Origin of the sequence: Aquimarina macrocephali, assembly GCF_051627225.1 — a bacterium.
GTDB lineage: Bacteria > Bacteroidota > Bacteroidia > Flavobacteriales > Flavobacteriaceae > Aquimarina > Aquimarina macrocephali.
Genome location: NZ_CP151795.1, coordinates 4,716,169 through 4,730,199, shown reverse-complemented (window position 1 = coordinate 4,730,199; position 14,031 = coordinate 4,716,169). Strand labels below are relative to the sequence as shown.

The 14,031-nt window shown below is 34.1% G+C and carries 11 protein-coding genes; 2 read left to right on the top strand and 9 right to left on the bottom strand.

Annotated elements, in window-relative coordinates; translation table 11 throughout:
- Positions 1-13 precede the first annotated feature (13 nt).
- From hisH to hisG, 5 genes are all read right to left on the bottom strand, one after another.
- Positions 14-595, bottom strand: a complete 582-nt coding sequence (gene hisH, locus AAFU52_RS20980) for an imidazole glycerol phosphate synthase subunit HisH (protein WP_438423443.1) — start codon at positions 593-595, stop codon at positions 14-16.
- A gap of 73 nt (positions 596-668) precedes the next feature.
- Complete coding sequence (gene hisB, locus AAFU52_RS20975; protein ID WP_438423442.1) at positions 669-1,805, bottom strand: bifunctional histidinol-phosphatase/imidazoleglycerol-phosphate dehydratase HisB; 1,137 nt, start codon at positions 1,803-1,805, stop codon at positions 669-671.
- 101 nt (positions 1,806-1,906) lie between these two features.
- Complete coding sequence (gene hisC / locus AAFU52_RS20970; RefSeq protein ID WP_438423441.1) at positions 1,907-2,965, bottom strand: histidinol-phosphate transaminase; 1,059 nt, start codon at positions 2,963-2,965, stop codon at positions 1,907-1,909.
- Between the two features lie 62 nt (positions 2,966-3,027).
- On the bottom strand, positions 3,028-4,311 hold the full coding sequence (gene hisD, locus AAFU52_RS20965; protein ID WP_438423440.1) for a histidinol dehydrogenase: 1,284 nt from the start codon (positions 4,309-4,311) through the stop codon (positions 3,028-3,030).
- Positions 4,312-4,352: 41 nt separating this feature from the next.
- Positions 4,353-5,210 (bottom strand): ATP phosphoribosyltransferase, encoded by an 858-nt coding sequence (gene hisG, locus AAFU52_RS20960; RefSeq protein WP_024769316.1) that lies wholly within the window; start codon positions 5,208-5,210, stop codon positions 4,353-4,355.
- A 347-nt stretch (positions 5,211-5,557) separates the two neighbouring features.
- On the opposite strand from hisG, the gene AAFU52_RS20955 reads away from it, so the two are divergent.
- Both AAFU52_RS20955 and AAFU52_RS20950 read left to right on the top strand, forming a co-directional pair.
- Positions 5,558-6,481: an OmpA family protein gene (locus AAFU52_RS20955; RefSeq protein ID WP_438423439.1), complete on the top strand. Its 924-nt coding sequence runs from the start codon at positions 5,558-5,560 to the stop codon at positions 6,479-6,481.
- Positions 6,482-6,494: 13 nt separating this feature from the next.
- Positions 6,495-7,004: a hypothetical protein gene (locus tag AAFU52_RS20950; RefSeq protein WP_438423438.1), complete on the top strand. Its 510-nt coding sequence runs from the start codon at positions 6,495-6,497 to the stop codon at positions 7,002-7,004.
- 158 nt (positions 7,005-7,162) lie between these two features.
- On the opposite strand, the gene AAFU52_RS20945 is transcribed toward AAFU52_RS20950, so the two are convergent.
- The 4 genes from AAFU52_RS20945 to AAFU52_RS20930 all read right to left on the bottom strand — a co-directional run bounded on the left by AAFU52_RS20945 (position 7,163) and on the right by AAFU52_RS20930 (position 14,030).
- Positions 7,163-10,897, bottom strand: coding sequence for a fibronectin type III domain-containing protein (locus AAFU52_RS20945; RefSeq protein ID WP_438423437.1), 3,735 nt, complete (start codon positions 10,895-10,897; stop codon positions 7,163-7,165).
- Between the two features lie 125 nt (positions 10,898-11,022).
- The gene (locus AAFU52_RS20940) at positions 11,023-11,937 is read right to left on the bottom strand and encodes a GNAT family N-acetyltransferase (RefSeq protein ID WP_438423436.1); all 915 of its coding nucleotides are present in this window, start codon (positions 11,935-11,937) and stop codon (positions 11,023-11,025) included.
- Positions 11,938-11,967: 30 nt separating this feature from the next.
- Positions 11,968-13,107 carry a diaminopropionate ammonia-lyase gene (locus AAFU52_RS20935; protein WP_438423435.1) on the bottom strand — a complete coding sequence of 380 codons (1,140 nt, stop codon included), beginning with the start codon at positions 13,105-13,107 and terminating at the stop codon, positions 11,968-11,970.
- 107 nt (positions 13,108-13,214) lie between these two features.
- Positions 13,215-14,030 carry a prohibitin family protein gene (locus AAFU52_RS20930; RefSeq protein WP_024769310.1) on the bottom strand — a complete coding sequence of 272 codons (816 nt, stop codon included), beginning with the start codon at positions 14,028-14,030 and terminating at the stop codon, positions 13,215-13,217.
- Position 14,031 lies beyond the last annotated feature (1 nt).

The following is a 14,031-nucleotide window of genomic DNA, read 5'->3' as shown; positions in this document are numbered from 1 at the left end:
TAATACTTTATTTTTACAGCTTCAGAAAATTCTCTAATATCTTCTCTCCTACAACACTACTTTTCTCTGGGTGAAACTGAGTTCCATAAAAATTATCTTTCTGCAGAGCTGTACTATACGTTACCCCATAATGAGTTTGTGCGACTGTATCTTCTGTAACTGGCGCATAATAACTGTGTACTAAATAGATGTATTCTTTTTCTAAGATCCCTTCAAACAAAGGTGAATCGAGAGATTCTATCTGGTTCCAGCCTATCTGAGGTACTTTTACTCCATTGTCGAATCGTACAACATCAACATCAAAAATCTGTAATCCCCTGGTATCTCCTTCTTCGGTATAATTACACATTAATTGCATCCCCAGACAAATTCCTAAGACCGGTTGTTCTAGTTCTGGAATCAAGCCATCTAATCCAGAATCTTTAAGTTTTTGCATTGCACTACTAGCTTCGCCTACTCCAGGAAAGATAATTTTATCTGCTGCTTTGATCTCTTCGGGATCATTACTTAATATCGCTTCATACCCTAATCGTTGTATTGCAAACTTTATAGATTGGATATTCCCTGCTCCGTAATTGATAATTACAATTTTCACTTTATATTTTAGATTTATGATTTCAGATGTACAATTTCAAATTGATAATTCTTCAATCTTAATTCGCAATTAACTATAATACTCCTTTAGTACTGGGTAAGACCATTTTATCAGGATCGCGTTTTACTGCAACTTTAATAGCTTTAGCAAAAGCTTTAAAAATAGATTCAATCTTATGATGCTCATTGATACCTTCTGCTTTTACATTTAGATTTGCTTTAGCTCCGTCTGTAAACGATTTAAAAAAGTGGAAAAACATTTCTGTAGGCATTTTACCAATCATTTCACGATTAAATTCTGCTTCCCATACCAGCCAATTACGCCCTCCAAAATCAATAGCAACTTGTGCCAAGCAATCATCCATTGGTAAACAAAAGCCATAACGTTCGATTCCCAATTTGTTATCCAGAGCTTTACTAAATACTTCTCCTAATGCTATCGCAGTATCTTCGATAGTATGGTGTTCATCAACTTCTAAGTCTCCTTTAACTTTTATATCTAAATCCATTTGACCATGGCGAGCAATTTGGTCCAACATATGATCAAAAAAATCTAATCCTGTACTAATATCACTTTTACCGGTACCATCAAGATTTAATTTGATGTAAATATCAGTTTCATTGGTTTTTCGGGAAATTTCGGCAACTCGATCTTTTAGTTTAAGAAATTCATATATTTTTTGCCAGTCATTGCTCTCCAGAGCAATATGATTATCTAATTCCTCCCTTTTGATTGTAATCTCTCCTGTTCCCAGGTTAGTATTATCATTAATAAAAATCCCTTTTGCTCCCAGATTTTTAGCCAATTCCATATCAGTTAGACGATCTCCAATTACAAAAGAGTTTATCAGATCATATTCATCAGAAAAATATTCGGTTAATAAGCCTGTTCCCGGTTTTCTGGTATCGGCATTTTCATGAGGAAAGGTTCTATCAAGAAATACGTTATCAAACACAACTCCTTCATTTTCAAAAGATTTCATAATAAAATTATGCACAGGCCAAAATGTATCTTCAGGAAAGACATCGGTACCCAAACCATCTTGATTGGTAATCATTACCAATTCATAGTTTAATTCCTGAGCAATTTTACCTAAGTACGTAAATGCTTTTGGGTAGAATATCATTTTCTCGAACGCGTCTATCTGCTCGTCTGCAGTTTCTTTAATAATCGTACCATCACGATCTATAAATAATACTTTCTTTTTCATAATGTAATAGTGTCTCTAAGTTTAGAGTATTTTTATTTAATTGCTAATATGTTATTTGACTACTCTAGTTTTACTTTTATTTAAAAATTTCTGAAATGAGTTCACGATTTCGAAATTGACATAAGTACCTGTATTAGTTTTTCATTTTCTTCTTTAGCACCGATTGTAAACCGAAGCGTATTTTCGCATAAAGGTTGTGTACTTCTATTGCGAACCACAATACCATTCTTAATCAACTGATCGTATCGTTTATTGGCATCATCTACTCTTACCAAAATAAAATTGGCATCACTTCTAAATATCTTCTCTACAAAATCTATGGTGGACAAAGCTTCTTCTAATTGAATGCGCCCTTTTATTATAGCAGATACTTCATCTTTAATTTGATCTTCTTCAATAACCCTTTGCAGTGCTCGCTGTTGTGTTAGTTCATTCACATTATAAGGGGGTTTTATTTTGTTTAAAACATCTATTATTTCTTCAGATGCATAACAAATCCCTAATCGTATACCTGCCAAGCCGTAGGCTTTGGATAAAGTCTGTGTCACTATAAGGTTTGGATATTTGTATATCCCATCCACCCAACTTTTTCTATCGGTAAAATCGATATAGGCTTCATCAATAATTACCAATCCACTAAAACGATCAAGAAGTTCCTCTATTCGTTTTTGTTCAATTAAATTTCCCGAAGGATTATTAGGAGAACAAATAAAAAGTAATTTAGAATTACTATTCTCAGCTGCTAGTATCGCTTCAACATCAGGTTGAAAATTTTCTCCTAACCATACTTGCTGTTCTTCTATATTATTGATATTTGCCAATACTTTATACATCCCATATGTAGGGGGCATTGTAATAATATTGTCGATACCAGGTTCGCAAAATGCTCTAAATATTAGATCTAATACTTCATCACTACCATTACCCAGAAGTATATTTGTTTCTGAAACTTTTCTTTGGCTTGCTATTATCTTTTTTAAACTTTTCTGTTGTGGATCAGGGTATCGATTAACTCCGTTCTCATATGGGTTTTCATTGGCATCCAAAAAAACCATATCCTGGTCAAAATCTGTAAACTCATCTCTTGCCGAACTATACGGTTTTAGATGTAGTATATTCTTGCGAACTAATTGCTTTATATTAAATTGTGTTTTCTTCATTTTTAGTTTATTGCTGTTGGTTAAAGCATCATTTATGATTCCTGACTACTTGTCACGGCCAACTATTTTAAACTCTCTAGTCGTAATGTTACTGCATTTTTATGTGCTTGCAAGCCTTCTGCTTCGGCCATAAGTTCAATTGCTTTGCCTATATTCTGGATACCTTGTTTTGATATTTTCTGAAATGTCATTGATTTCATAAAGCTGTCCAGGTTTACACCACTATATTGTTTTGCATACCCGTTGGTAGGTAATGTATGATTGGTTCCCGAAGCATAATCACCTGCACTTTCTGGTGTATAATTACCAATAAACACTGAGCCTGCATTAGTTATATTATCAATATAAAATTCTTCATTCTTCACACATACTATAAAATGTTCTGGGCCATACTCATTGATTAATTCTATAGCTTCCTGATCATCTTCGACATAAATTAATTTAGAATTGGATATTGCTCCTTCTGCAATTTCTTTTCTAGGCAAAACTGCTAATTGTTTGATAACCTCTTCTTCTACTTTATCCATTATTTCTTTAGAAGTAGACACCAAAATTACCTGGCTGTCTTTGCCGTGTTCTGCCTGGCTTAACAAATCAGAAGCAACAAAGGATGCATTAGCAGTATTATCTGCCACCACTAGTAATTCACTTGGTCCGGCTGGCATATCTATAGCGACACCAAACTTCGTTGCCAGTTGTTTTGCTACCGTTACAAATTGATTACCCGGACCGAATATTTTATATACAGATGGAATAGTTTCTGTACCAAAAGTCATTCCTGCAATAGCCTGAATCCCTCCTACTTTACATATTTTCGTTACTCCGCAAAGGTCGGCTGCATACAAAATAGCTGGATGTATTTTCCCTTCCTTATTTGGAGGAGAGCACAATACTATTTCTTTGCATCCCGCAAGATTAGCGGGAACAGTTAGCATTAAAATCGTAGAAAACAAAGGAGCTGTTCCTCCTGGAATATATAGTCCTACTTTTTGGATTGGTCTTTTCTCTTGCCAGCATTTAACTCCACTTGTTGTTTCTATAGAAACTTTATCAGTTTTCTGTGCCGCATGAAACTTTTCTATATTAGATTTAGCTAATCGTATTGCATCTTTTAAACCCTGATTTACTTGTCTTTTTGCTTCTTTTATCTCCTCAGCATCCACAAGGATAGTATCTAGATCTACATTATCAAATTTCTTAGTATATCGTTGTATTGCCTGATCACCCTCTGCTTTGACTTCTTTAAAAACAGTAATTACTTTTTCTTCAATATCAGCCACAGTTTGCGTTGGTCTTTTCAATATTTCGGGCCAATTGTTTTTATTTGGATTGTATATTTTTTGCATCTCTTCTTAATTTCTGTCTTTACAGAAACACATTAAGTTATTTATAAAACCATTTTTTCAATTGGGCAAACCAAAATTCCTTCTGCTCCTTCTGCTTTTAGCTCATCAAGAATATCCCAAAACTTATTTTTCTCTACAACAGTATGAATAGAACTCCATCCTTTTTCTGCCAACGGTAATACTGTAGGACTTCGCATACCAGGTAGTATCTTAACAATGTCTTTTATTTTGTGGTTGGGAGCATTAAGTAAGACATATTTAGAATTTCTGGCTTTTAAAACTGCTTTGATTCTAAATTGTAATTTCTCAAGAAGTCTTTTATTATCGTTTGATATTTTTGGGGACACTGCTAGCACAGCTTCAGAAGTGAGCATTACCTCTACTTCTTTCAGGTTATTTTTAAATAATGTACTACCGCTGGATACAATATCGCAAATTGCATCTGCCAAACCAATATTCGGTGCGATCTCTACAGATCCCGATATTTGGTGTAATTCTGCCGAAATCCCTTGTTTATCCAAATATTCACTAACTGTATTTGGATACGATGTAGCAATTCTTTTTCCATCAAGATCTTTAATCGAACTGTATTCAAAATCTTTTGGAACCGCCAGAGAAACTTTACATTTAGAAAAATTGAGTCGTTCTGTAATCGAAATATCTTTTCCTTTTTCTATAAGTACATTCTCTCCTATAATAGCAATATCAACAATACCATCCCTTAGGTATTGAGGTATATCTCCATTTCGTAAAAACATAACTTCCATAGGAAAATTACGAGTTTGAGCTTTTAGTTGATCTTTACCATTATCAATAGAGATACCACAGTCTTTCAGTATTTTTACTGAATCTTCATTAAGACGCCCACTTTTTTGAATTGCAATTTTAATTTTTGACATTTTTTATTGTTGTTGTGCTTGAGTAATTCAAAAACGAGTTTTGTAGAAACAAAAAACCCGTTTGAATTACTCAAACGGGTTTTCATATTATTGTGTTATACACATATCATACCTACCACGCCTGAGCGAAAATGTAAGAATGATGATGATGTATAAATATATTATTCATTGTTTTTTTCTAAATACCCTGCGAATTTATAAAAAATTATTTTTACTCAAACGCATTTCAACTTATTTTTTTGCGATTCATCTTTTTTCTATGATTAAATCCATAGAATTTAAAGCCTTCAATAGGTTGATTATAAACATTTTTATAACTTTAAGAAACCAATACTAATCAACAACACATGAAAAATCTTTCCTCTTTTCTTATTTTTCTACTTTTTGCCTGGCTGGCAATATGGTGGTATTACTCCTGTGATTGGTGTACAAAAAGCACTAATAAAAGTATACCTGTGGTAGAACAAAAACCTGATCCGGAATCAGAAGCATTAGCTAAAAAAGCATATGAAGATAGCATTACAGCAGCAAATAGAACTGTTGGATTATTTGCAAAAGGCCCACATGGGCAAGATGTATTTAGATATGTCGAAAATTTAAAAATTAACAATACTAACGCAGATGTATTTATTCCTGATCCTCTAAAAGGATTTAGTCAACAAGTAGCTGATTATTTAGGTCAATATCAAGATCAGGAACTCATCGTTTATGGTTACGAGAATTCTTCTGAAAATAGAGATAGTACACAATTGGGTATCTCTAGAGCTAACTTTATTAAAGATATTTTGGTTAAGACCGGAATTAATGCAGATCGTATCGTTACCAAAACACAGTTGAATAATTACACTTATTCTGATGATGGTAACTATACAGGTGGAATACTATTGAATTTTATGACACTAAATGAAGCTAGATTGGCTGAAGTAGAAAAAAGTATAGCGGCCAGGACATTGCATTCTAATTTTGCTCAAAAAACATTTCAACCAGATGCTACTTTATCTAATTATGCACTAGAACTCAAAAATTACATCAATAAATATCCTGACAAGTCTGTTGTAATCACTGGACATACAGATGATGTTGGTGAGGAAGACGCAAATCTCTGGTTTGGACAACAAAGAGCAAATAATGTACGGGAGTATCTTATTTCACAAGGTATTGTCAAAGATAAAATCATAGCCTTATCCAAAGGAGAATCAAGTCCTATCGTTCCAAATGATAGTGAGGAAAACAGAGCAAAAAACAGAAGAATAGAAATAACCGTAAACTAAAAATATTACAACTATGTTAGATTTTTTAAACGAAGCAAATTGGTGGTGCTTATTATTGCTATTATTCCTGGCATTTTTGTTAGGAAGATTTTTAGCAAAAAGAGCGCTCAAAAAAAAATATAAAAAAGCATTGGATGAGTGTGAAAGAGAAAATACCATGCTTAAAAATGCAACTAATGAAAAGGCAAATTCTACATTTTCTAACCCAGAAAATGGGATTAAAGCAGTTAAGACGCGGGATCATGGAGGAGTAGCTGTTACAAATGGTGGAGAACTGCCTACATTAAATTTTGATAGTTTTGGTAAAGCAGATGCCTCTCAAAAGGATGATTTAAAGCTAATTAGCGGTGTCGGTCCTTTTATTGAAGAAAAATTAAACAGTATTGGTATCTATACTTTTGATCAAATTAGTAAATTTACCGCAGAAGACATAGATACAGTAACAGCACTTATTCAATTCTTTCCTGGTAGAATTGAAAGAGATAAATGGACAAAACAAGCTGAAAAACTTAAAAATAAGTAGTAACCACTAACCATTTTACTATTTAGTTAAGGCCTTCATAATTTATATTATGGAGGCTTTTTTACATATAAAGTTAAAATCAAGATATATAACTTATTCAAAAAAAAGAAGACTGCCTTTTCAGACAGCCTCCTAAACAAATCACTCTAATAAAATTATTATTTTTTCACAAATTGTTTAATCATTATATCATTTTCTGATTTCAATTTCAGTATATATATTCCTTTATTCAAGCTTTGAACATCTACTATATTATTAGTAATAACTCCTTGATCTACAATTTGACCAGCAGCATTCATTATCATATAATTTATTTCTGATGTATCTGTTGTAGCAACATACATATCATTTTCTACAGGATTAGGATAAAAACTAAGTGGTATCGGAGGTCCTGCAAGATCAGTGTTTGAGGCTGAATTAACAGATGCAACCGCAGCGGCAACTCCACATGGTCCAAGATTAGTCCAGGTAGTAGCCGTCCTCTCATATAAACTTCCTAAGTATGTAACTCTACTTCCAACCGGATATGCCTGGCCAGAAACATGGGCAGCCACTCCTGCACAAGGGTCAACTGGTGCTGGAGCTAATGTATTAACATTAAATGCATTACTAAATCCAGATTCGTTTCCTGCTGCATCCTTAGCTTTAATAGTGTATTGATAGGCAGTATTGGCGGTTAATGAATTAACCCCTGTACTAGTTGCACTTGTAGATCCAATTTTAGTATTTCCTTGATATACATCATATTCTGTAACTCCAACATTATCATTAGATGCGGTCCAGGATAATGTTAGTGTAGTTTCTGCAATATTAGATGCTACAAGATTCGTTGGTGCTGTAGGTGCTTGAGTATCTCCTGGAACTCCACATGCTCCAAGATTAATCCACGTTGTAGCAGTTCTCTCATACAAATCTCCCGAGAATGTCACCCTGCTTCCAACCGGATATGCCTGACCATTAACATAGGCAGCTACTCCTGCACAAGGGTCAACTGGTGCTGCCGCTAATGTCGTAACATCAAGCGTATTACTAAATCCGGATTCGTTTCCTGCTGCATCCTTAGCTTTGATTCTAAATTGATATGAAGTATTAGCAGTTAATGAATTAATACCAGTACTAGTTGCGGTTGTTGATCCTATTTTAGTATTTCCCTGATATACATCATATTCTGTGACTCCAACATTATCATTAGATGCGGTCCAAGATAATGTTAGTGTAGTTTCTGCAACATTAGATGCTACAAGATTCGTTGGTGCTGTAGGTGCTTGGTTATCTTGCACTCCGTTAGCAGTAAATGAACCTGTAAAAATGCCTCGTCCATAAGTAGAAGCTATAATCTTATTGTTATTTTGATTTCCATTTATTTCCCAATAATCGAAAGAGGTTACACTAGCATCGCTCATACCATTTTGTGATCGAACCCAATTTGGATTTGCTGCATCAAAATTTGTAGTAACCCAAACTCCTAGTTGTGTTGCTACAATTACTTCTGTTCTATCTAAAGGGTTTTGTAAAATATCTCTAACTGGGATATCAGGAAGGTCTCCTTCTTTATTTGACCAATTAGCTCCTGCATCAGATGAGTACCATACACTAGTAACACCATAATTATGAATCGTCACTATAATATCATTTGCAGTTGCTCCTAATCTAACAGAGGAAACAGATCCTACAAAAGGTGTATTTATTTCTGCCCAGTTAGCTACTCCTAAACCAACATTTGTTAATCTCAACAAACCGCCAGAGGAAGTACCCACATACCATGTATTGTTGGCAAAAGAAGAAGCTATAAAAGCTGTAGGTTTACCTGTTAATAATGCATTTGTAATATCTGCATTTCTATCTCCTGCAACATCTATTGTCTTTATAGAATAATTCCAAGCCCCAGCGGCTCCATCATAAGAAGAACCATTTGACAATAGGTAATTAGCGTTACTATCATATCCCATTTGGTTTACAAAATCACCAGTTCCCTGATCATTTACAAGCGTTGTTGCTCCTCCTTGGATTCTACCGCGCCCGTCCCATGGTAAATTAAACCTATAAATTACATTATGTACATACGTAGCAATCATATATTCACCATCTTTATCTACAAAAGTATAGAAACCATCTCCTCCTGTTAATTGTTCGGATCCATTTATTCCCGCTACTACATTTCTAAATACCTGAGATCCATTATCCTGAGCTCCTGCAGAAAAAATACCAGCTACGTCACCAGCTCCATTAGGTCCTATACCTGCCTTTACATATTGGGTTACATTATAATTATTATTTCTTGCTCCAAATACATTATTATTTGCAGCTGTAGACAAGCTATTTGCATAAAATATCCCTCCATCATTACCAAAAATTGCTTGATTTGAGTTTCCTGGTCTGAACGCCATAGCATGTTGATCAGCATGAACAATAGAAGCTCCTATTCCTGCTAAATTATTATTGTTTGACCATTTAGAAATTTGGCTCCATGCGTCACCGCTATTTGCTGATCTAAAAAGATCTATTCCTCCAACATATACAATGTTATCATTATTAGGATCAGATTCTATCATTAAATCATAAAATGCTTGTCCTCTTGTAAAATCTTTTGCAGGAATACCATTATCTACATCATTTGGTAATGCTGTAGCAGTTGGAGCTGTTGCAAAACCATCCAGTGTTTTATATACATGAACTGGGTCTATGACTTTATTATTTGCATCTCTGGCAACACCTTGAGTTAGTGCATATATTTTATTAGCATTGGTTGCGGAAGTCTCTAACTCTACTCTATTAGAATCATTAAGCGGGGAAGCCGCTGCTTCTGTCCAGGTTGCGCCATCATTAGAACTAAATACGCGTCCTCCACCATTTCCTCCAATTCCCGGAGAAGTAATAGTTCCCATCCACAGTCTATTATCTGCTCCAATTTCAAAATCATTTGGAATATATGAGTATTGGTTCCCATTATTCGCAAATCTCATATTTGCCGATTCTATTCTATTCCAGGTAGCGCCTCCATCTATAGAACGATACAATCCTGCAGATTGAAGTCCCAACCAATTTCTTGGTGTAGAAGCATTACCATATAAATGGGCTCCTACTCCTACAAATAATTCGGTACGATTCTGCGCTGTATTATTCCAGGCTACAACATCATTTACATAATAAATACCCGAAAGGAATAGGTTTGAGGCGTTATTATTAAAATTACCACCACCAGCAGCAGGGATATTAACAGCTTGCCAAGTATTACCACCATCTGTAGAACGGTATACTCCACTACCAACTACTGCTCCAAAGGTATATTGTTCTCCTGTACCTACATACCATATGTTTGAGTTTCTTGGATCTACAGTTATTGATGTTACCGAAAGGTTTCCGGGGACATTCTGCACTCGACTCCATTGTGAAGCTGCGGATGTAATATCATTATTAACCCATAATCCTCCACTAACACCTCCGGCATAAACCTTTCTGTTGTTAGCATCATTAGGATCAAATAAAATAGCACGTGTACGTCCTCCTATATCATTAGGACCTCTTTCTACCCAAGGATTATCTTGAGCATCTCCCGGTGCTCTTTTTGCTGTATTTACTAATTGTTTTTGAACTGCATAGATTTTCTCAGGTTCTGTTTTACCAGTTGCAGGGTTCATTGTCAATTCCCACATCTGCTCAAAATATCTATTTGGCGGAAGTCCTTTGGCTTTTCTCTCAGACTTTGTTAATTTTAAAGTCTCTTTGTAGGGGCTGTTTTTTAAATATTTACTGTGTTGTTCTCGTAGATTATCGATTTCAGTTTTGTTCGTACTTTGTTCTAAATTGTCTTTCTTTATAGAAATTATTACGATTACTGATAGGGCGATTAATCCTAGGCCCAGTAGAACCGGGCGGATCATTCTTTTTTTCATATTAGCATTAGTTGAGTTTGAGGTTTAAAAGTAATATAATTACGGTAAAAAACCAAATTTAACATAATAAAAGTTAAATTTAACTTAATTTAACTTTTAACATCTAATACTAACCTAACTATACTCTATTTTTCATCACTCCAAGCCACAGAAGACATTTTCCAATCAAGACCTACTTTGATAAACTGAATCGTTTTCATTCCCCGAGACTCAAAATATGAACCGTTTAATTTACCAGATTTTTCGTAAAAACTAAATCGTTGCGCTACATTTCTATATATTTCTGTTTTATGTGAAATTTCACGTTCACTAAAATCTGTAAGCGTCCCATCACTCAACATTTTTTTTCTTGGAGTTATAAACTCATTAATATTATAGGTCTCTGGAACACCATGAGTATTACTTATTATAATACCATTAGTAATAAATATATTTTCTATATCCTCAACATTAGGAATCTTCCCTCCTGCATTGGTAAACAGACTAAAAAACCTCGTTGTAAGTTTACTTATTTCGTTTTCTTCTTTAGTATCTGTAGGGGTAGAAAAAAATAGAACTGTATCCTTTTCTGATAATTCTATAGTTTTTTCAAAACGTAATCCAATCTTATTTAACAACTTAATCGAAGCAATATTATTAGGGTTTGTTATACCTACAATTTTATCAAGATGTAAGGTATTTTTAGCATAGTTCATTGTTGCATTTGCTATTTCGTAGCCATAGCCCATCCCTAAATATTCTGGAAGCATTGCAAATCCAATATCAATATCTTCTAGTGTATCTCTATTTACTAATCCACACATTCCTATAGAAACATTGGTTTCTTTCAATACAACTACCCATAAACCAAACCCATTTTCTTTGTAACTTTTTATTAGGTTATTTTTTAAATATCCCTCTGCTTCAACATTTGTCTTAATATTCCTGTCTCCAATAAATTCTATCCACTTTGGAGAGTTTATCAATTTTAAAACAAAGTCAGAATCTTCTAAACTAAATTCACGTAGAGACAATCTTTCGGTTTCTAATATTTTTCTCATTTGCTGCCTAACTTTCTATATTATAATTAATTATTGCTCACTTATGATTTTATTAAACATATCTATATCTGTTGCACCTTCTGTACTTATAAAAAGAATATTAGTGGTTTCATTTATATTTAGTTCATCTATAATAGGTTTACATCCTTGTTCTGTCATGATTGCAATAAAGCCAGCTAAACCACTAGCACCGGATTCTCCAGAAATTATTTTTGCATCTGAATCATTAGCAAAATAAAGTTCCCGAATTGCTTCTCTTGAATATTTATCATCAATTTTGATAGACACATCACTTCCATTTTTTAGTAAGTCCCAGGCTCCTAGTGAAGGTGTTCCACAATTAAGCCCTGCCATTATTGTTTTACTATTCCCTAATGAAGTAGTTATTTTTCCTTCTTTAAATGAAGCAAGAATAGCATCTGCTTCTGTTGGTTCTATAATGATAATCTTAGGACGATTTGCGCCATACCTTTCTAAGTAATACCTAATTCCTGTTCCTGCGAAACTCCCAACGCCAGCCTGTAGAAAAACAAGATCTATTTTTGGGTTTGGTATGAGATGAAGATTATCTTCCATTTCCTGAAAGAGCGTTAAATATCCACCCATAATATATGCCGGTATTTCTTCATAATTTTCCCAGGCAGTATCTTGTACTAGCTTCCATCCATTTTTTTTACTCATTTCTTTAGCATAAGCACAAGTTTTATCATAATTACCATCCACTTGTTCAACTACTGCTCCTTCTTTCTCAATAGCTTTTATGCGTTGATCTGTAGTATCGTTTGGGACAAAAACCACTGCTTTTTTATTAAAAAAATTAGCGGACCACGCCACAGCTCTTCCATGATTACCATCTGTAGCTGTACAAAAAGTTTCTATCTGTGGTTTCTTTTTAAGAATTTGATATATAGCATATGAAGCTCCTAACCCTTTAAATGCATTTAAACCAAAACGAAATGATTCATCTTTGATATAAATATTACCAACATTATACTTTTTTGATAAGCCAGGTAAATGAACTAAAGGCGTTGGTTTATATCCTGGTAAAGATGAATGAAATGCCAATGTATCATCGCATTCCTTAAGAATAGAAGTAGTTGTATTATCTACAAACGTATTATCTGGATTATTGATGTAAAACGAAGAATCCTTCTTATTTTTTATCTCCATTTAAATATTTTTATATGTTTACCAAAAATGCTTTTACACGTATTTCAACTCATAAAAAGAACAGGCACCCTAGAGTGCCTGTATATATAATCATGTGATCCAGTTTTTTACTGATTACCAAGAATTATTGGCATTCCGTTTTTTCCTGATCCTACAACAACAACCTTAGCATTAGGTGATTTGGCCAGTTGTAATGTTGCTTCAATTCCTTTTTCTGTAAGAATTTTATCTGTTAACGACGCACTCAAAATCTGGTTAGCTACTGCTTTACCTTCTGCATCAATTTTTTGTCTTTCAGCTTCTTTTTTGGCTTTTTCTAGTCTAAACTCATATTCCAGAGCTTCCTGCTCTTGTCTTAGTTTACGCTCGATTGCTTCTTTAATCGTAGGTGGTAATGTTACATCACGTACCAACACCTCATTAAGCTGAATGAATTGATTACCTACTATCTTTTTTGTCTCTTCAAAAATTTCTTTTTGGATCGCATCCCTTTTACTAGAATACAATTGTTCTGGAGTATATCTTCCTACTACACTACGAGCTGCAGATCGTATTGTTGGTAATAAAACTCGTGCTACATAATTTTCTCCTTTTTGCTGGTGTAATAGCCCTAATTTATCATAATCTGGTTGAAACCATGCAGAAGCATCTAATTTAATTTCTAATCCGTTAGAAGAAAGTACCTGCATTTTTTCAAAAACTTCTTGCTGTCGTACTTCGTAAACGATTACTTTATTCCAGGGAGCAACTAGATGAAAACCTTCTCCCAGAGGTGGACCATCTGTAACCACACCTCCTCCAAATGTTTTATAAAGCACACCGGCTTCTCCAGAACCAATAGTTTCTGTTGATTTTGAAATAAAGACGATTGCTAATACTAATAGAATTAGAATAGGCAATCCTATTTTTGGTAATTTTTCCATA

Excerpts from the sequence above, each read along its gene's own strand:
- hisC (WP_438423441.1), bottom strand. The coding sequence starts at position 2,965 with ATGAAGAAAACACAATTTAATATAAAGCAATTAGTTCGCAAGAATATA.
- hisB (WP_438423442.1), bottom strand. The coding sequence starts at position 1,805 with ATGAAAAAGAAAGTATTATTTATAGATCGTGATGGTACGATTATTAAA.
- AAFU52_RS20945 (WP_438423437.1), bottom strand. The coding sequence starts at position 10,897 with ATGAAAAAAAGAATGATCCGCCCGGTTCTACTGGGCCTAGGATTAATC.
- AAFU52_RS20935 (WP_438423435.1), bottom strand. The coding sequence starts at position 13,107 with ATGGAGATAAAAAATAAGAAGGATTCTTCGTTTTACATCAATAATCCA.
- AAFU52_RS20930 (WP_024769310.1), bottom strand. The coding sequence starts at position 14,030 with ATGGAAAAATTACCAAAAATAGGATTGCCTATTCTAATTCTATTAGTA.
- hisG (WP_024769316.1), bottom strand. The coding sequence starts at position 5,210 with ATGTCAAAAATTAAAATTGCAATTCAAAAAAGTGGGCGTCTTAATGAA.
- AAFU52_RS20940 (WP_438423436.1), bottom strand. The coding sequence starts at position 11,937 with ATGAGAAAAATATTAGAAACCGAAAGATTGTCTCTACGTGAATTTAGT.
- AAFU52_RS20950 (WP_438423438.1), top strand. The coding sequence starts at position 6,495 with ATGTTAGATTTTTTAAACGAAGCAAATTGGTGGTGCTTATTATTGCTA.
- hisD (WP_438423440.1), bottom strand. The coding sequence starts at position 4,311 with ATGCAAAAAATATACAATCCAAATAAAAACAATTGGCCCGAAATATTG.
- AAFU52_RS20955 (WP_438423439.1), top strand. The coding sequence starts at position 5,558 with ATGAAAAATCTTTCCTCTTTTCTTATTTTTCTACTTTTTGCCTGGCTG.